General features: G+C 63.3%; 14 protein-coding genes. 9 read left to right on the top strand and 5 right to left on the bottom strand.

All coding sequences use genetic code 11. The annotated features are described in order from the left end of the window. Positions 1 to 58: 58 nt before the first annotated feature. The 3 genes from K1X71_03055 (at position 59) to K1X71_03045 (ending at position 5,515) form a co-directional block, all read left to right on the top strand. The gene (locus tag K1X71_03055) at positions 59 to 2,071 is read left to right on the top strand and encodes an efflux RND transporter periplasmic adaptor subunit (protein ID MBX7072102.1); all 2,013 of its coding nucleotides are present in this window, start codon (positions 59 to 61) and stop codon (positions 2,069 to 2,071) included. Between the two features lie 25 nt (positions 2,072 to 2,096). Continuing rightward, positions 2,097 to 3,206, top strand: a complete 1,110-nt coding sequence (locus K1X71_03050) for an HlyD family efflux transporter periplasmic adaptor subunit (protein MBX7072101.1) — start codon at positions 2,097 to 2,099, stop codon at positions 3,204 to 3,206. Positions 3,207 to 3,280: 74 nt separating this feature from the next. After that, positions 3,281 to 5,515 carry an HlyD family efflux transporter periplasmic adaptor subunit gene (locus K1X71_03045; GenBank protein MBX7072100.1) on the top strand — a complete coding sequence of 745 codons (2,235 nt, stop codon included), beginning with the start codon at positions 3,281 to 3,283 and terminating at the stop codon, positions 5,513 to 5,515. A gap of 3 nt (positions 5,516 to 5,518) precedes the next feature. On the opposite strand, the gene K1X71_03040 is transcribed toward K1X71_03045, so the two are convergent. Next, positions 5,519 to 7,243, bottom strand: a complete 1,725-nt coding sequence (locus K1X71_03040) for an FHA domain-containing protein (GenBank protein ID MBX7072099.1) — start codon at positions 7,241 to 7,243, stop codon at positions 5,519 to 5,521. 304 nt (positions 7,244 to 7,547) lie between these two features. Between K1X71_03040 and K1X71_03035 the strand changes: the two genes are divergently transcribed. Next, complete coding sequence (locus K1X71_03035) at positions 7,548 to 9,470, top strand: M20/M25/M40 family metallo-hydrolase (GenBank protein MBX7072098.1); 1,923 nt, start codon at positions 7,548 to 7,550, stop codon at positions 9,468 to 9,470. Between the two features lie 17 nt (positions 9,471 to 9,487). On the opposite strand, the gene K1X71_03030 is transcribed toward K1X71_03035, so the two are convergent. Together K1X71_03030 and K1X71_03025 are read right to left on the bottom strand one after the other, a co-directional pair. Next, complete coding sequence (locus tag K1X71_03030; GenBank protein ID MBX7072097.1) at positions 9,488 to 11,347, bottom strand: WD40 repeat domain-containing protein; 1,860 nt, start codon at positions 11,345 to 11,347, stop codon at positions 9,488 to 9,490. A 399-nt stretch (positions 11,348 to 11,746) separates the two neighbouring features. Further along, a complete protein-coding gene (locus tag K1X71_03025; GenBank protein ID MBX7072096.1) occupies positions 11,747 to 12,079 on the bottom strand; it encodes a hypothetical protein in 333 nt (110 codons plus the stop codon). 229 nt (positions 12,080 to 12,308) lie between these two features. Here K1X71_03025 and K1X71_03020 point away from each other — a divergent pair, with 229 nt between their 5' ends. Together K1X71_03020 and K1X71_03015 are read left to right on the top strand one after the other, a co-directional pair. Continuing rightward, the gene (locus K1X71_03020) at positions 12,309 to 12,740 is read left to right on the top strand and encodes a DUF4157 domain-containing protein (protein MBX7072095.1); all 432 of its coding nucleotides are present in this window, start codon (positions 12,309 to 12,311) and stop codon (positions 12,738 to 12,740) included. Between the two features lie 208 nt (positions 12,741 to 12,948). Then, positions 12,949 to 14,109 carry a PEP-CTERM sorting domain-containing protein gene (locus tag K1X71_03015; GenBank protein MBX7072094.1) on the top strand — a complete coding sequence of 387 codons (1,161 nt, stop codon included), beginning with the start codon at positions 12,949 to 12,951 and terminating at the stop codon, positions 14,107 to 14,109. A gap of 86 nt (positions 14,110 to 14,195) precedes the next feature. Here K1X71_03015 and genX read toward each other — a convergent pair whose 3' ends face one another. Both genX and efp read right to left on the bottom strand, forming a co-directional pair. Then, complete coding sequence (gene genX / locus K1X71_03010) at positions 14,196 to 15,173, bottom strand: EF-P lysine aminoacylase GenX (protein ID MBX7072093.1); 978 nt, start codon at positions 15,171 to 15,173, stop codon at positions 14,196 to 14,198. A 63-nt stretch (positions 15,174 to 15,236) separates the two neighbouring features. Beyond that, complete coding sequence (gene efp, locus K1X71_03005) at positions 15,237 to 15,806, bottom strand: elongation factor P (protein ID MBX7072092.1); 570 nt, start codon at positions 15,804 to 15,806, stop codon at positions 15,237 to 15,239. 167 nt (positions 15,807 to 15,973) lie between these two features. Here efp and epmB point away from each other — a divergent pair, with 167 nt between their 5' ends. The 3 genes from epmB to K1X71_02990 all read left to right on the top strand — a co-directional run. Then, positions 15,974 to 16,999, top strand: a complete 1,026-nt coding sequence (gene epmB / locus K1X71_03000; protein ID MBX7072091.1) for an EF-P beta-lysylation protein EpmB — start codon at positions 15,974 to 15,976, stop codon at positions 16,997 to 16,999. A gap of 22 nt (positions 17,000 to 17,021) precedes the next feature. Beyond that, positions 17,022 to 17,801, top strand: coding sequence for a VIT1/CCC1 transporter family protein (locus tag K1X71_02995; GenBank protein ID MBX7072090.1), 780 nt, complete (start codon positions 17,022 to 17,024; stop codon positions 17,799 to 17,801). 54 nt (positions 17,802 to 17,855) lie between these two features. Continuing rightward, a partial coding sequence (locus K1X71_02990) for an FAD-dependent oxidoreductase (GenBank protein MBX7072089.1) occupies positions 17,856 to 18,126 on the top strand: 271 nt, incomplete at its 3' end.

Below are 18,126 nucleotides of genomic sequence, written 5' to 3'. Positions count from 1 at the left end.
TCGGGCCGTTGGCCGCAGGCCGCCGGCCCGGCATCGCGGCCAGGCGAACAATGAGCGCATGAGCACCGAAGCGGTCGATCCAAAGCTGATCGAGCAGACGCGGCAACAGATCCGCGGCCTGGTTGAGGAGATTTCGCGCCTGACCAAGGCCGGTTTGGAGCCGTTGGCGTTCCACACCGAGTTCTTGAATCGCGTGGTGCAAGCGCTGGCGGCGCATGGCGGCGCGGTGTGGACCACTAGCGATGGCCGCGGCCTGGAACTGGTATATCAAATCAACTTGCAGAGCACGGGTCTCTTGGGCGACCAAGCCGCGCAAGCGCGGCACGGCCGCGTGCTCCATCAGGTGCTGCGCGGCGAGGGAATGATCGTCGCTCCTCACTCCGGCGCGGGAGATGATCGCGAGGCGGGCAACCCCACCGACTTTCTCTTGGTGCTGGCGCCGCTCAAGGCCGATCAAGAGACGCGGGGCGTGGTCGAAATCTTTCAGCGTCCCGGCGCGCCCTTGGGCACGCAGCGCGGCTATCTGCGCTTCCTGACCGAGATGTGCGATCTGGCCGGCGATTTTCTGAAAACACGCCAGCTTCGCCAGTTCACCGATCGCCAAGCCCTGTGGGGCCAGCTTGAAACGTTTGCCCGCATGGTCCATTCCAGCCTCGACTCGGGCGAAACGGCGTTCACCATCGCCAACGAGGCGCGGCGGTTGATCGAGTGCGATCGCGTGAGCGTTGCGATTCGCCGCGGACGCAAATGCGTGGTGCAAGCGATCAGCGGTCAAGACACCTTTGACAAACGCTCGAACACCGTGACGCTGCTCAATCGCTTGTCGACCGCCGTGGTGCGGACGGGCGAGCCCATGTGGTACACGGGGGACACCAGCGACATGCCGCCACAGGTCGAAGAGGCGGTGCAGGCGTATGTCGACGACTCGCACTCCAAGACCGTGGCGGTGCTGCCGCTCGCGCGAACGCCGGATGATGCCGACGAAGATCGGCAGGGGCGCGTCGAGCCCATCGGCGCCTTGATCGTCGAACAGATCGAGAACGCCCGTCCGCGCGACGGCATGCAGCAGCGGATCGACGTGGTCGCGCTGCACAGCGCCACGGCGCTTTCCAACGCGCTGGACCATAGCGATCTCTTCTTAATGCCGGTCTGGCGGGCGCTGGGCAAGGCCAAGTGGATCGTATCGGCGCGCACCTTGCCAAAAACAATGGCCATCGCGCTGGTCGTGGGCTGCCTGCTGGCGGCGGCGTTCCTCGTGCCTGCCGATTTTGAGCTGGAGGGTAAAGGTACGCTGCTGCCCGTAAATCGCCGCGACGTCTTTGCCGGCGAAGAAGGGACCGTAATCAAGCTGCCCGTCGAGCACGGCGCCACCGTCGAGCAAGACCAGGTGGTGGCCGAACTACGCAACTCGGCTCTGAGCGTGAACCTGAAAAAGGTGACTGGCGACATTCAAACCTCGGAACAGAAGGTCAAGTCGCTCAAGACGCTGCTCTTGACCGGCAACCTGACCCGTGAGCAAAAAACGCAGTTCGCGGGCGACTTGAGCGCCGAGGAAGAGAACCTGAAGAGCCTGCGCCAGCAGTTGGCGATTCTCGATGAGCAGATGGAAGAGCTCAAGGTGCACAGCCCGATCACCGGACAGGTAATCACTTGGGACTTGCGCAAACGCCTCGAAGGCCGGCATATCAATCGCGGCCAGGTGATGATGCAGGTGGCCGATCCCAGCGGCGAGTGGGAACTGGAAGTGCAGATGCCCGAGGACCGCATGGGGCACATCGCCAGCGCGCGGCGTCAGTTGGGCGACCCCTTGCAGGTGGCCTACATCCTGGCGACCGACCCCGACACCACGCGCCAAGGCACGGTGACCGAAGTCCACAAAAGCGCCGAGATCCGCGACGAGAATCAAAATACCGTATTGCTGCGGGTGGCGATCAACAAACACGAGTTGGAAGATCTGCGCCCCGGCGCCACGGTGACGGCGCGCGTGTATTGTGGGCGCCGCGCGATCGGCTATGTCTGGTTTCATGATCTGATCGATTGGGTCAACGCCAAGATCTTGTTCCGCCTTTAAGAGCTAGTGCTGCCGGAGGATCGTCATGTCAAAAACGTTGTTCGTTTCGCTCTCGGCGGCGTGCCTGTTGGCGGTGTTGGCGCACGGCCAGGATGCGGCGCAACCGGCGCCGGCCAGCACGGCCACGCTCAGCAACTGCCTGGTCACCGTGAAGGACGAGGCCAAGGTGCCGGCGCAAGAGGCGGGTCAATTGCTGGCGGTCATCGCCAAAGAAGGGGACGAAGTAAAGAAGGGGGCATTGCTGGCGCAGATCGACGATCGCCAGGCGCTGAGCGACAAGAAGCTGGCCGAGGTCGAAGCAGAAGCGGCAACCATCGAAGCCAGCAGCGACGCCGAGGAGCGCGTCGCCAAGATGTCGGTCGGCGTGACGAAGGCCGCCTACGATCAGATTTACGAGGCGAACAAGATGGTGGCTGGCGCCAAATCGCAGGCCGAACTCCGGATGAAGCAGTTCGAGTGGAAACGCGCTGAAGAGCAGGAGTACCAGGCCACCGTGAATCGCAAACTGGCCTATGCCAAGGCCAAGGGCGCGAGCGAAAAAGTCAGCGCCACGGACATCGCCATTCAGCGCCGCCAGATCACCGCGCCGGTCGATGGCCGAGTCGTGGAGATGATGGTCCACGAGGGAGAGTGGGTCAATCCCGGCGATCCGGTGCTGCACATCATCCGGCTCGATCGGCTGCGCGTGGTCGCCTTTGTCGACGCGCAACAATACACGGCCGCCGATCTGCACGCGCGGCCCGTGCAACTCCACGTGCAACTGGCGGGCGGACGCCCCGCCACATTCGAGGGGCGCATCACCTTCGTCAATCCGAGCATCGAGCCGGGCGCCAACAAGTTTCGCGTGTATGCCGAAGTGGTCAATCAGAAACAAGACAACGAGTGGGTATTGCAGCCCGGGCTCGAAGGAACGCTGGTGCTCGATCTGACGCAGCGACTCGAACAAGCCGAAGCAATGCTTGCGCCGCCACCCGCCACCGGACCAAAGCTCAGCACGGCCGAAGAGCCCCCCGCGCCGCCGCAGCCCAAACGACTCAGTCCGCGTGAGGAGCCGCCGGCCACGGCCGCCCCCGTGAAAGTCAGCACGCGCCAGGCCAATCCGGCTGCGCCGCGCGCCGTGCGACAAAAACGCTAATCGTCGACCACGCGACCACCGCCTGACTGGCGCTCGACAGGCCCAACGGGATCGACCCAGTGACACACCGCTAGATGGCCACGCTCGATGAATCCCTGGTGTCCAGTTCCGCGCGGCGGCTCAACCTGCGCCGCCGGCCCGATCTTGCCGCGCGCCTGCACCGCTATCAAGGGCGCAGCTACTGGGTGGTCAAGGAGCCAGTCGGGCTCAACTACTTTCGCTTTCAGGAGCAGGAGTTCGCCATCCTGCAAATGCTGGACGGCAGTCTGTCGCTCGATCAGATCAAGGAAGAATTTGAAAAGCAGTTCCCGCCCGAAAAGATCACAGTCGAGGAACTGCAACACTTCATCGGCACACTGCATCGCAGCGGCCTCTTGGTGGCCGACGTGGCGGGCCAGGGGCATCAGCTCAAAAAGCGCCGCGACGAGCGCCGCCGCAAAGAGCTCTTCGCCGCGCTGACCAACATCCTGTCGATTCGCTTCAAGGGAATCGATCCCGATCGCTTTCTGACGCGCACGCTGCCGCTGGTCCGCTGGATGTTCAGCCCGGTGGCGGTGACGCTCAGCCTCTTGTTGGGGCTGTCGGCGTTGGCGCCGGTGGCGGTGGAGTTCGACGTCTTTCGGGCCAAACTGCCGACGTTTCACGACTTCTTCACGCCGGCGAACGCCATCTGGCTGGGCGTCGCGCTGGCGGTGACCAAGGTGCTGCACGAATTTGGTCACGGCTATTCGTGCAAATACTTTGGCGGCGAGTGCCACGAACTCGGGGCGATGATCCTCGTCCTCACCCCATGTCTGTACTGCAATGTGTCCGACTCCTGGATGCTGCCCAACAAGTGGCATCGCGCCATCATCGGCGCGGCGGGGATGTACGTCGAGGTGATCATCGCCTCGATCTGCACCTTTGTCTGGTGGTTCACCGAGCCGGGGTTGCTGCACAACTTGGCGCTGAGCACCATGTTTGTGTGCTCAGTGAGCACGCTGCTCTTCAATGGCAACCCGCTCTTGCGCTACGACGGTTATTACATCCTGTCGGACATCGCCGAGATTCCCAATCTGCGGCAAAAGGCCAGCGACATTCTCAACCGCAAGCTGGGCGAGTGGTGCCTGGGCCTGGAGCCGCCCTACGATCCCTTTTTGCCGCAGCGCAATCAGTGGATGTTCGCGGTGTACAGCGTGGCCGCCGCCGTCTATCGCTGGGTGGTGGTGTTCTCGATCTTGTGGTTTCTCTACAAGATGTGGGAACCGTATCGCCTGGAAATCATCGGCCAAATGATCGCGCTGGCCTCGGTGTACGGACTGGTGGCGATGCCGCTCTGGAAGCTCGGCAAATTCTTCTATGTTCCTGGGAGGCTCGACAAAGTGAAGAAGCCTCGGTTCTACGGCTCGCTGGCGGTGGTGGGGCTGCTGCTGGCGGTGGTCTTGTTCTTGCCGTTGCCGTATCGCATCTACTGCCCGCTGGAGGTGCAGCCGTATCGCGCCGCGTCGGTGTATGTCGAAGTGCCGGGGCAGCTCGAAGAGCGCTGGGTGTCGCGCGGCGATCGCGTCGAGGCGGGCGCCCCCTTGGCGCGGCTCAAAAACAGCGAGGCACGGCTGACGGTCGCCACGCTTGTCGGACAGGAGCAGCAGTACCTGAAGCAGGCCGCGGCCCTGCGCGACCGCGCCATCGACGATCCCTCGGCGCTATTGCGCGAGAACGAAGTGCAAGAGAGCCTCAAGTCGGTGCGCAAGCAACTCATCGAAAAACGCGAAGAGGTGGAACGGCTCGAACTGGTGGCGCCGGTGGCCGGCACAATCCTGCCGCCGCCCGAAGTCGCCGAGCCCGCCGCCGACGCCGACGAACTGCCGAGTTGGTCGGGCACGCCGTTGGACCGCTCGAATCTGGGCTGCACGCTGGAAGTGGGAACCATGTTCTGCCAGATCGGCGACCCCGCGCGGATGCAGGCGGTGCTGGTGATCGACCAAGCCGACACTGGTTTCGTCAAACGGGGGCAGCGCGTGCAGATGGTGCTCGACGCGCGGCCGGGCGAGTTCTTGGACGGTCAGGTCGAGGAGATCGCGAACACCAAGTTGCGGCAAACGTCCAAAGGCATGTCGAACAAATTCGGCGGCGAGGTGGCCACCGAAACCAACGCCCAGGGAGAAGAGGAGCCAATCAGCCCCTCGTATCAGGTGCGCGTGCTGCTCAACGATCCCGATGCCCTCTTGTTCAATGGCCTTCGCGGTCGGGCGAAGATTTACGCCGGCCGGCAAACGCTGGGCCAGCAGGCGTGGCGCTACCTGGCTCAGACGTTCAACTTCAAGTTGTAGTCGTCAAGGTCGCGTAAATGCGGTTGTGCCTAGCGAGGCGTCGTCGGCCTCAGCGGGCGCCGGCGCCGATGGGAACTCGAGCGTGAAGACGCTCCCCGCGCCAAGCTGGCTCTCGACCCCAATGCGTCCGCCGTGCTCCTTGAGGATCTTGGCGCTAACCGGCAACCCCAGCCCGGTGCCGCGCCCCCCTTTGTGCGAAACGAAGAGCGCGAAGATCTTTTCGATGTCTTCGGCCGCGATCCCGGTGCCGTTGTCGCGAACGACGATCCGCGCCGTCTGCTCGGCGGGCGACCAACTTGTTTGCACCTCGACGCGCCCCGCCGGCGCGTCCTCTCTCTCGCCGTGGTCACAGGCGTCGATCGCGTTGGTCACCACGTTCAGGATCGCGCGGTGCAACCCCTCGCGGTCAAAGTGCAGCGTGGGCAGGTCGCTGCCCGGGCGGTAGACCAACTCAACGCCAAAATCGCCGGCGCGTCCCTGCATCAACTCAATCACGTCGCGGGTCACCTCATTCAGATCGGCGGGCCCCAGTTCGGGCTCGCGCTCCTTGCTGAAGGTGAGCATGTCCATCATCAGGGTCGAAATCTTGCCTTGATTGCGCTCGACGATGCCCCAACCTTTTTGGATCAGCGTTTCGTTATGGTCCGCCAGCCCAGTCTCAATGAGGTAACTGCCGCCGCGAATGCCTTGCAGCACGTTCTTGATGTGGTGCGACAGCATGGCGATGGTTTGGCCAATCGCGGCCAAGCGCTCGGCCTGCACCATGGCAGAGTAGTAGCGCGTGTCTTCCACCGCTAGCGCCGCCTGATGCGCGATGGCGATCATCAACTTGAGGTGATCGTCGCCAAACCGATTGGCGGGCCGGCCGCCGCTGCGCAGCGCCTGGTCGGGCGGGGTGGAGGTGTCGATGTAGATGATGCCCACCACGTCGTAGCGGCCCCGCATCGGCACGCAGATCGCTTCGCGAATCCCTAGTTGCACAATGCTCTGCGCCGGGTCCCAGCGGTTGTCCTCGCGGGCGTTGCTGGTGAGCACCCCTTCGCTATGCTCCAGCACATAGTCGAGTATCGTTTGGCTGATGGTCAGTTTGTCCTCGGCGCTGCCATTGTGGCGATCGCGGCGCACCTTCGGCGCCAGCTTCTCCGTGGCCGGGTCGATCAGCATGATGCAGCCGCGGTCGCACTCCACCCAGTCAAAGATGAGCTGCATGATGCGGCTGAGCAACTCGTCGATGTCCAGTGTATGGCTCACCGCCAGCGCGGTGCGGTACATAATCTGCAGGTTGCCACGCGCTCGTGCCAGCCAGGGGCTCTCGCCGGCGCGAGTGTCGAAAATCTGGCTCCCTTCTTCCTGTGTCATCGAGCGGACAATGCGCGAACTGTCCCCCGACTGGCGCCCTCCCACAATGTCGATGCTCCCGGCGGCGTCAAATGGCTCGTTGGTGGTGGCGGTAAAAAGCAGCAGCGACCCGCCGAGTTGAATCTGATCTCCCGTCTCCAGCCGATGCTGCTGCACGCGGTGGCCGTTGACGAAGGTGCCGTTGGAGCTCGACAGGTCGGCCAGCATCAGGCCGTCGGCGCTGCGGCGCAGTTCGGCGTGCCGGCGCGACACTTCGGTGTCGTGCAGTTGCACTCCGTTCGAGGCGTCGCGACCGATCGAAACGACCGCGTCTTCGAGCTCGAAGCGAAGCCCTTGATCGTTGCCGCGAATGACAAATAGGCTCGGCACGCGTCCACTCCCGCTTGCCGGGCGCGCGGCGCATTGACTCGCCAGTCGCTGTCGCTCGCCCCCGCGACCAAAACGCGGGCGGCAAGGCCGCTTTCGCCAGGAGCGTTTCGATTTTACGACCGCGGTGACGCGCTTGGTAGAGTCCAGGCAGCCGCCCTGGCCATTCCGGCAGCGCTCGGCAATATCGGCCAGCGGTAATTTCGGTAAACTTTACTTAGCTGCCGTGCTGGCGCGTAAGATCATAAGATCACCTGTTCGGCGGCGCGCAGAACTCATTTCGTTGCACCCTACGGGAATCTCAACAGTGACCCTGCACAAGATCACCTTGCGATCGATGCTTTCCCTCTCTGTACTGGTCGCGGCGATTCTGACGGCATCCGCTGTTTGCGCCGCGGAACGGCATGCCGCCGCCGAGGCGCGATTGTCCAGCGCCGTGCAATTGCTGGCCGCCGACGAGCTAGAGGGGCGCGGTGTGGGACTGGCCGGCCTCGATCGCGCTGCCGACTACATCGCTGCTCAGTTTCGCGAGATTGGCCTCAAGATCGATCTCTACAACGGCACGCCGTTCCAAAAGTTCGAGTTGAACGTCGGCGCCCGGCTGGGCGAGGTCAACCACTTGGCGCTAGTGGGCCCCGCAGGCCAACGCGTGAACCTGGACCTGCGCGACCAGTTCATCCCGCTCCCGCTCGGTGGTTCGGGCGAGTTCGATCTGCCGCTGGTCTTTGCCGGCTACGGCATCACCGCCAAGGACGAAGGCTACGACGACTATGCCGACCTCGATGTGCGCGGCAAGGCGGTGATCGTGTTGCGCCATGAGCCGCAGCAAGACGATCCCGACAGCGCTTTTGAGGGGAAGAAGACGTCGCAATTCGCTCCACTATCGCGCAAGATCTCCAACGCCTACGAGCATGGCGCCGCCGCGGTGCTGTTTTGCTCCACCGAGCACGGCGTGCTCAAGCAACTGGCCTCCGACCGCCGCAAGCAAAAAGAGGGGGAGGCGCCCAGCGAAGCCGAACAACTGGCGCGGGCCGATGCGCTGCTCAAATTCGATCGTGTTTCGGGAGAGGAGGATGGACGCGACTTCCCGGTGCTGCACCTGCAACGTGCGCCAATCGACGCCGCGCTCGAAGCGGCCCTCAAGACCAATCTGGCCACTCTGGAAAAACAGATTGATCACGACTTCAAGCCGCGCACGCAAGAGCTGGCCGGCTGGCGCGCGCAGGGGCAGGTGACCGTGGTGCGAGAAAAAGCGACCGTCAAGAATGTGCTCGGCGTGCTCGAAGGCGAAGGCCCGTTGGCCAACGAGACGATTGTGGTCGGCGCCCATTACGACCATCTGGGACGCGGCGGCGCCGGTTCATTAGCGCCCGGCAGCGACGATATCCACAACGGCGCCGACGACAACGCCTCGGGCGCCGCGGCGCTGATCGAAGTCGCGCGCCGCCTGGCCGAGCGCGAAGGCAAGTTGCCCCGCCGCGTGCTGTTTATCGCCTTCACCGGCGAAGAGCGCGGACTGCTCGGCAGCGCCTACTACGTCAAGCATCCATTGTTCCCGCTGGCCGACACCATCGCCATGCTCAATATGGACATGGTGGGCAGGCTTCGCGACGACAAGCTCATTGTCTACGGCACCGGCACTTCCGATGCGTTGGTCAAACTGCTCGACGCGACCAATGCGCAGTTTCAATTCAAACTCAGCAAACAACCCGCCGGCTTTGGCCCCAGCGACCAGACGTCGTTCTACGCCAAGCAGATTCCGGTGCTGCATTACTTCACCGGCATCCATTCCGATTATCATCGCCCCAGCGACGACACCGAGAAGCTGAACATCGAAGGGATGTCGCGCATCGCTGATATGGTGGTCGAAACTACCGTCCTGCTCGCCGAAGCCAAAGAACGACCCGACTACAAATCCACCGGCGCCGGACATGGACAACTCGGTGGCGGCGGTGGGGATGGCGATCGTCCCTATTTTGGCAGCATCCCCGAGTTCGGCGTGGCCGATCCGGGTTATGCCATCAGCGGCGTCACCAAGGGCAGTCCCGCGGAAAAGGGGGGATTGTTGGCCGGCGACATCATCATTCAAGTCGGCGATAGCAAGATCGGCAGCCTGGAAGACTTCGACAGCGCGCTGCGCAAGCACAAAGGGGGAGAAAAAGTGCCGGTGGTGGTCCGCCGCGCTGGCAAAGAGGTGACGCTCGAGGTCACGCTCGGAGAACCCAGATAAAGCCCTGCCAGACCGCGTCAACGCAACTTGTTGGCGGTGACTGGCTCCAAGAAGCAGCGGCGCAACTCTTCGATCACCGGATCGCCCTTCGCCAAATCGCGGGCGAAGTCGGTCAGCTCGTTGAGATTGAGGTTCCAAACTCGAGCCAGGTGGTCGTCGCCGCCGGTGACAAGCCAATGGTTGTCGGCGCTAATGGCGATTGCTTGCAGCGGGCCGTCGTGACCGTGCAGCACTATCGGACGCATCTCGTCTGATGGGGCGGAGAGGTCCCACAGCCGCGCCGTCTTGTCCAGGCTGGCTGTCGCCAGTCGCCGGCTATCGGGCGTGATGGCCACTGCCTGAATCGACGCCTCGTGCCCTACCAGCGTGAACGTCCGCAAGTTGGGGTCGGGCAAGGTCAGATCCCACAGCCGCGCCGTCTTGTCTTCGCCAGCGGTGACTAGCCAATGGCTGTCGGGGCTGACCGCCAAGGCGCGAATCCAACCGCGATGCCCATGCAGTTCGACCGCTGCCTCCGCCGGGTTGGGCGCCGTCAAATCCCAAACCCGCGCGACGCTGTCGAGACTGGCCGTAATCGCCCAGTGCAGATCGGGCGAAAATGTCACGGTCTGCACCGATTCGCCATGGCCAGTCAGCGCAATGCTGGTCAGCGAGGGATCGTCGGCGGTCAGATCCCACAGCCGCGCCGTTCGATCGGCGCTGCCGGTGAGCAGCATGCGACTGTCGGAGCTGATCGCCAATGAAAGGACCACCTGATCGTGTCCGGTCAGAAGGCGACCGTTGGCGGCGGGGTCATCCGAAGTCAAGTCCCAAAGATGCACTTCGTTGTCTTTGCGACCTAACCCGCCGCTGGCCGTGACCAGCCAACGGCTATCGGGGCTGATCGCCACCGCGGTGACACGGCCGTTATGCCCACGGAGGATCGTGGGAGTGGCGGTGGGATCCTTGCTCTTAAGGTTCCACACCCGCGCGGTTCCATCGTAGCTGCCAGTGACCAGCCAGCTATTGTCGTGGCTGATGCAGATCGAACTAATGCGCCCTTCGTGGCCTGTTAGCACCAAGGGGGCAGCGGCGGTGTATTTGGCCGACAGGTCCCACAGCCGAGCGGTATTGTCGTGGCTGCCCGTGACCAGCAATCGGCTATCGGCGCTGATGGCCACCGCCGAAATGCAATCGGTGTGCCCGCCCAAACCGTTGCTGTCGAGGGTCGAAAGCGCGTCGCGCAACGTCTGCTCGGCCTGGGCGGCCGGCGGTTGTCCGCCCACGAGAGCGACCGTCACGGCCTCGCTGGCCAACAGCGCGCTGCGTTTGGGCGACTCGGTCAAAAGCTCTTGCGACGATCTGGCCAGTCGATCGGCCAGCGCCAGTCGTACTCGCTGCTCCGCTTCGTCACGTTCGCCAATAGCCTGTTGCCGCGCTTGATCGGCCACCCGATTAGCGTCGCGCAGTTGACGCACCTCGGCGATGAGTTGGCCCACCACCAGGAACGAACCAATCGAAAGCCCCGTCAGCAGCACCAGGGAGACGGCCACCAGGCCGGTCACGCGCGAAAACCTCGCGCCGCGGCGCTGCGGACTGGGAGTAATCGCGGCCGCGGCGGTCACGGTGGCAACCACCGTCGCTGGCCCGATCCAATCATCGACGCGCGACGACTGCGCTTGCGCCTCGACGGTCGGCGAGCGTTTAGGTTCTAAATGTGCGGGAGAAATGGGGCGAGCTTCGCGGCCGAACACCAGATGACACGAGGGGCAAACCAGCGATTTGCCAGGCGCGTCGGCGTTGTGCTCGACGGCAGTCTGGCACAGCGGACACAAATTCCGCGGCGGCGCAACACTTTGGCGTTCGCGATGACTGTGTGAGTTCGCTGTATGCTTCATGGCCGTGGTCGACGTCGTGGTTGCCGTCTTCGCGGTGTTGAGTTGACTTAGCGCTGCGGACACGCCTGACCCGTCCGCCTCGACTGCCCCCGTACGGCCGGCCTACTCCTCAAGAGGGAATCGGCTAGTCTTGCATGGAAATCATTGAAAATTGGTCACGATCAAGAAACTCCACCAAGTTTGCCCTGTTTGAACTGCTGAGTTGGTCGATTGGCGCCAATGCGTTTCGTCGCCAGCGCGCTAGATCTGGCCATTTCCCATGGCGCGGACCATTCAACGAGCGATGCCACTAAGTTCCTCGCCATTTCAACGCCCGGCATGGCCGCCGAAAACGGCGTTGAATCGCCGTGCGGCGACAGTCAAACAGCGTTCGCCGCGACGGGTGGCTTCCTCAGCCGACTACGCCGCATGCGAGTTGGTCTTCATGTCGTTGAGGCTGCGCTTGAATTGCAGCGCCTCGAGCAACTCGACCAGCGTGAGCGTCTTGTTTTCCAGTTCCAGCGGAATCTCGCTGCTGGGATCGCACACGATGTCGACGGCGCCGTTGTCATCCATCAGCTCGTCGAACTCGCGCAGCAAACCGTCGCGAATCGCTTGCCGCACCAGATGTCCGCGAGTTGCGCACACCTCCCTGGCGCGGTCCCCCAGCTTGTCGCTGGCCCGCTTGGCCAGGCCCGACAAGTACTCGCTGGGGATTTCGATCAGTCGCGGCACATATACTTTGACTTGCATGGCGTCCCCCACGGACATTTCGAAAAGGGGTGATGGTCATGCCGGCGGCGGCGAAACGACAATCATCGCGCGTCGGCCGGCAAGCGGACCCTGCCCCCGCGCAGGCGCTGAAATTCAGCGCTGGGGCGCGGTTCGGCCCGTGCATAATCCTTGTATCGGCGACAGCCTGCGCCGATTTTGACGTTTTTCCGAGTTTTCTCGGTTCCGCCAATTGCCTACCCCCAAGTCAATGACCAAAACCATCTACCTCTGCGGCCGAACACTCATCTACCTCTGGGCCAGTCCCTGGTCGGCCGTGGGCCTAATCGTGGGCCTGGCTGGTCTGGCGACCGGTGGGGGCTGCCGCCGCCGAGGCCCCATCCTGGAGTTCTGGGGTGGCTGGGTAACAGGCGGACTGGCCAAAGTACCCGGTGTGGCCGGCGCGTCGGCCATGACGCTTGGGCATGTGGTGCTGGGATTGGATCAGGCAACCCTGGATGGGGCTCGCCAGCACGAACTGGTTCATGTACGCCAGTATGAGCGCTGGGGCCCCCTGTTCGTCCCCGCCTATCTCACGTGTTCGCTGGTGCTTTGGACGCAAGGCCGGGCGGGCTATTGGGATAACCCGTTCGAGTGCGAGGCATATCAGACAGCGACCGGGCCAGATTCTGGTCTCGTATGACAGGCTTACGCGCCCTTGAAAGAACGGGGGCGACCTCGCCGGGATGATGAAAATTCGCAAATTTTAGAATTTTCTCTTTACAAAGCTCCGTGAGGATTACTACCCTAGCTGAACGTGCCAAAAACCCGGGCAGAAAGGGTTTCTGCGCCAAGGTCGACAACATTTGGCTCGTGGTCGATTTCGACCCAGGAAGTAAAAGGAGTCGCTAGTGAGTTGGACAACTTGTTTCTGCCTTGCGTCAGTACGACGCAAGACACCGCTACTGGCAGGCGGTGTCGCTATTCTCTTGGCTGCGTTCACCGCAGTCCCAGTCTTCGCCGACGCTGATGGAAGCGTGGGGCAAGACTTTTTCAACCTCTCCGCGGGCACGGTCAACGAAGGTGATTCAATCACCGCCTCGGCCCAGTTCAATGTCAGCCCGGCCAGCGAGTCTGGCTTTGCCGGCACGACCACACGGACTTTCAATGGCAACACGTTGAACGTGTCTGCTCCCGGCAGCGTGCAAGGTGGTTCGTCTCCCAGCGCGGGGGGCGGTAGCGCCACGCAGGGCTTCACCACCGGTCCGCTCACCTACACTCAGAACGGCACCTATAACGTCTCCTACAATCAGAGCCTCTCGTGGCATTGGCAGGAGAACGCCTCGTACGGCACCGGCAATCCGAGTGGCGATTCGAGCGGTGCCGTCGCCGACTTGCGCACTCTGACCGTGCTCAACGTCGCTCCCACCGCAACCAGCTTGGTGCTCTCCAGCACGACCATCAACGAAGGTCAATCGATTGCGGCACAGGTGCTGGCGACTGATCCCGGCGCCGACACCGTCAACTTCTTTGTGAATGGCAACGGCGCCGGCCTCGACGGCAACACCACCCCTGGTTCGACTCGCGCGTCGAATCTCGTTGGCCTTGGCCCGTACTATCAAACCGGACCGACTCCGCAAGTCTATGCGGTGACTGGTCAGGCGCAGGATAGTGACGGCGCGCTTTCGAACTTGCTGACGCAAAGCCTGACCGTGCTCAATTTGCCGCCGGTAATCGCCAGCATCAACTTCAATTCGTTTGTGCAAGGCCCGAGCGGCGCCACTGTGTCGTTTATCGGCAGCGCCAGCGACCCCGGCTTGGACACCCTGTCTTTTGCTTGGGACCTGGACAACGACGGATTCTTCGACAACGACTCGAGTAATCCGACCTCCCCGCTGTACTACACCCCGGGTCACTACAAGGTGAACCTGCTGGTGTCGGACGGCGACGGCGGCACGGCGACACAGAGCTTCGAGTTCGACATCATCCCCGAGCCTGCTTCGGTGGTGATGCTTGGTCTCGGCTGCCTGCTAGCTGCAGCCATGTTCCGGCGTCGCAAGAACCGGAGCTAGCCACTAGCGTCTGGCTTGCCAGACAGACTCCTTGATTTCGACAGGGCCGCCCCTTGCCAGTAGGGGCGGCCCTTTTTCGTTGCCCATCAGGCAATATCGATCGGAAACGGCATCACTTCCTGTACCGTCCGCGCGCCCAACGCGATCATCAGCGCCCGGTCAAGTCCAAGCGCCACGCCGACCGACGGCGGCAGGCCGCCGCGCATCGCGGCCAGCAACCGGCTTTCGACCGGCAACGCCCCCTTTCCATCGCGCCGGCGCTGCTCGTTCGCGGCCTGACTGCGCCGCGCCAACTCGTCGGCGTCGAGCAGTTCGTGGTAGCCATTGGCAAGCTCTATCCCTTGCGCATACAACTCAAACCGCTCGGCGACGATCACGCCGTCTGCCTCAACGCGAGTTTGCGCTAGCGCCGCCTGGCTACCCGGATAGTCAAAGACGATCGTCGGCCCGCGTTCAGCGAGTTTCGGCTCGACCAGTTCGACCAACAGCCAATCGAGCCAGCCGTCACGATCCTCCGCGTCGAGACTGCCGGGTGGCGCACTGCCGCGCTGCCGAACCAAAGCGACAAAATCATCCAACGTGGCGCGCAGTGGGTCGATGCCTGCATGCGCGATGAACATCTCGCGGTAACTGATGCGCTCGGTGGCGCCGCCGCCGAGCAGTTCCCCGGCCAACTCCGCCAGTAGGTCCATGCCTTGGCGATAGCTCGCTCCCGGTTGGTACCATTCGAGCATGGTGAACTCGGGATTGTGCCGGCGTCCCTTCTCCCCACCACGAAACACGCGGCAAAGCTGATAGATCGGTCCCGAGCCAGCGGCCAAGAGCCGCTTCATGTGGAACTCGGGCGAAGTTTGCAGCCACAACTGGCGGCCGATGGCAGGCCGCCGAGGATCGTCGGGCACAGTCACCGCAAGGGGGTCGAGATGCCGATCCACCACCACGTCGGCCGACAACGCCGGCGTGTCGACTTCCAGAAAACCACGTGTGTCGAAAAACCGTCGCACGCGTGCGAACATTTCAGCGCGGGCGCGCAGCGCGGCCCAACTAGCGCTCGGTGCGAACATCACGGTTTCTGGAGCGTGAGCTTCGATGGCGTTCACCCCCAAGAAACGGGGCGGGTAAGCGCGTCACTCCTTGACGCGTTCCAGATACTCGCCGGTGCGGGTGTCGATCTTGATCGATTCGTCCTGCTCAACAAAGGCGGGCACAATAAACTCGGCGCCGGTCTCCACCTTCACCGGTTTCGAAAGGTTGGTGGCGGTGTTGCCGCGCACGGCCGGCTCGGCGTAGGTGACTTTGAGCACCACGTGATTGGGCGGTGTGATGGTGATCGGGTTGTTGTTGTAGAGCACCATGCGGCACTCCATCGACTCCTTGAGAAACTTCCAGGCGTCGTCCAACTGATCTTTGGTCAGCTCGTATTGCTCATACGTCTTGCTGTCCATAAAGACATATTTGTCGAGCTGCTGGTAAAGAAACTGCGCTTCGATCTCCTCGACATCGGCCGCCTCGATCGAGTCGCCGCTCTTGAGCGTGCGGTCGATGACCGTGCCGCGAATCAGATTACGGATGCGCAGCTTGTAAAGCGCCTGCCCTTTGCCCGGCTTCACAAAATTGCACTCGACAATCAAATAGGGGTCGCCATCCAGTTTGACTTTGAGGCCTTTTTTCAGATCGCTGGTGTTGTACGTCGGCACGATTCTATTCCTGCGAAAACTATGAAAATCGAAGGTTAAGAGCGGATGGCGTTAACAGGGCGCCCGCCGCTATGCTAGCCAAGTACGCTGGTCGCTTGGCGGTAAAGTGGCAAGGCGTGGGGCCAGTGTCCAGCCACTTGATGGGCGTGCGGGGCGATGGTGGGAAAATGGTGATTCTAGCTTCTCAAGGCCATCTTGTCCCAGGGCCACGTGCCCCCAGATTGTGGCAAATCGCGCTTCGCGACGCCATTCGCACCATCGACAGCCTGTGCGCCGAACTCGAACTCGATCCGGCCCTGCTCGGCTATGGCGCCGCCGCCGCACGGCGGTTTCCGCTGTTGGTTCCCCGTCCCTTTATTAACCGTATGCGCCGGGGAGACCCCCACGACCCTTTGCTGCGGCAAGTCCTGCCAGCCGCCGACGAAGATCGCCCGCAGCCCGATTTCCTGGCCGACCCGGTCGCCGACCAGGCCGCAGTCATCTCACCCGGTCTGTTGCATAAGTACGAGGGGCGCGCGCTGGTGGTCGCCACCGGTGCCTGCGCCATCCATTGCCGCTACTGCTTTCGGCAGAACTTCGACTACGCCGGCCTGCCGAGCGCCAGCGAGTTGCCAGACCGCGTCGCCGAGGCGGTCGCCGTAGATCCAGAGATCAGCGAGGTGATCCTCAGTGGCGGCGATCCGTTGACCCTCGCCGACGACCGGCTGGCCGATCTGGCCGAGCGGTTGGCCGAGTTGCCCCAGTTGCGGCGCCTGCGTGTCCATAGCCGCCTGCCGATCGTGTTGCCCCAGCGGGTTGAAGGTGAGCTGATCGCCTGGCTCACTGGCACGCGATTGACGCCCATCATGGTCGTGCATGCCAACCATCCGGCGGAGATCGATGCGGATGTCGCCGCCGCGCTAGCGCGGCTGATCGACGCCGGCGTGCCCGTGCTCAACCAGGCGGTGCTGCTGCGCGGCGTCAACGACGATGCCGGCGTGCTGGCCGAGCTTTGCGAGCGGCTGATCGATTTGCGCGTCATGCCGTACTACTTGCATCAGCTCGACCGTGTGGCTGGCGCCGCCCGATTCGAAGTGCCGCCAGACGAAGCGCGGGCCATCGTCCGGGCGTTGCGCGCGCGGCTGCCCGGCTATGCCGTGCCGCGCCTCGTGCAAGAGCTGCCCGGCGCGACGTCGAAGCTGCCACTCGCGTAAGTCTTGCCCGGGGAAAGCCATCATGCGTCGATCGATGTTGAGCAGGCTTCTGGGGTCGCGACGGCGCTCCGAGTTGGAAGAACTGCATACCCCCAGCGCCATCGCCGAACGGCTGTCCGCCGCCACCGAGCATAGCTACCTGCGCGACCTGGTCTATGGCGCCGTCGATGGCACCGTGACCACCTTCGCCGTTGTCTCCGGCGCCGCCGGCGCCAACCTTGCGGGCACGGTGGCCATCATCCTGGGCGCCGCCAACCTGTTGGCCGACGGCTTCAGCATGGCGGCCGGCAACTACCTGAGCACGCGCGCCGATCTGCACGTGCTGGAGCGCGCGCGGCGGATCGAAGAAATGCACATCGAGCATGTGCCCGAAGGGGAGCGCGAGGAGATCCGCCAGATCTTTCGCGCGAAGGGATTCGAAGGGCCGCTGTTGGAGCGCGTGGTCGATGTCATCACCGACGATCCGCGGCGCTGGGTCGACACCATGCTGACCGAAGAGATGGGCCTGCAACTCGAGCGCCCTTCGCCGGTGCGCGCGGCGCTCACCACGTTCGCCTCGTTCCTGGTGGCGGGCGCCGTGCCGCTGGCCCCGTTCGTGCTGATGACACCTTCGGAACAATCCACCTTTGTCGTTAGCTCGCTGTTGACCGGGCTGACGTTCTTCTTGATCGGCGCGTTCAAGGGGTTTGTGGTCAATCGACCGTGGCTCTTGTCAGGGCTGGAAACGCTGGGCGTGGGGGGCGCCGCGGCGGGCCTGTCGTACGTGGTGGGGTCGCTCTTGCGCGGGCTGGGCGGCGGTTGACGCGCGCCGAAACTCGCCAACCGGACTTGCGCCGGTCAGACGCTTGCGGATAAGATGCGCCAAGGCGCTGCGGCCCCAAGCTTCGTTTCCCTGCGCCGGCCGCGAGCGCGCAATTCGCCCCACCTCCTCACCAGCGATGGTCCCGCCATGCCAAATCCCGAATCCGCCCCCTTTGATTTCGATGTGCTGGTGATCGGCGCCGGCCCGGCCGGCCAGCGCGCGGCGATCGCCGCCGCCAAGCTCGAAAAACGCGTGGGCATTATCGATCGGCGCATGTGCATGGGCGGGGTCTGCGTCAACACCGGCACCATCCCCTCCAAGACGC

It is taken from the genome of Pirellulales bacterium (genome assembly GCA_019694455.1).
In the GTDB taxonomy this organism is placed as follows: domain Bacteria; phylum Planctomycetota; class Planctomycetia; order Pirellulales; family JAEUIK01; genus JAIBBY01.
The sequence above is the reverse complement of the archived record's forward strand: the minus strand, read 5'-3'. Positions and strand labels throughout refer to the sequence as shown.

Excerpts from the sequence above, each read along its gene's own strand:
- K1X71_03055 (MBX7072102.1), top strand. The coding sequence starts at position 59 with ATGAGCACCGAAGCGGTCGATCCAAAGCTGATCGAGCAGACGCGGCAA.
- K1X71_03050 (MBX7072101.1), top strand. The coding sequence starts at position 2,097 with ATGTCAAAAACGTTGTTCGTTTCGCTCTCGGCGGCGTGCCTGTTGGCG.
- K1X71_03045 (MBX7072100.1), top strand. The coding sequence starts at position 3,281 with ATGGCCACGCTCGATGAATCCCTGGTGTCCAGTTCCGCGCGGCGGCTC.
- K1X71_03030 (MBX7072097.1), bottom strand. The coding sequence starts at position 11,347 with ATGAAGCATACAGCGAACTCACACAGTCATCGCGAACGCCAAAGTGTT.
- K1X71_03025 (MBX7072096.1), bottom strand. The coding sequence starts at position 12,079 with ATGCAAGTCAAAGTATATGTGCCGCGACTGATCGAAATCCCCAGCGAG.
- K1X71_03020 (MBX7072095.1), top strand. The coding sequence starts at position 12,309 with ATGACCAAAACCATCTACCTCTGCGGCCGAACACTCATCTACCTCTGG.
- genX (MBX7072093.1), bottom strand. The coding sequence starts at position 15,173 with ATGTTCGCACCGAGCGCTAGTTGGGCCGCGCTGCGCGCCCGCGCTGAA.
- epmB (MBX7072091.1), top strand. The coding sequence starts at position 15,974 with ATGGTGATTCTAGCTTCTCAAGGCCATCTTGTCCCAGGGCCACGTGCC.
- K1X71_02995 (MBX7072090.1), top strand. The coding sequence starts at position 17,022 with ATGCGTCGATCGATGTTGAGCAGGCTTCTGGGGTCGCGACGGCGCTCC.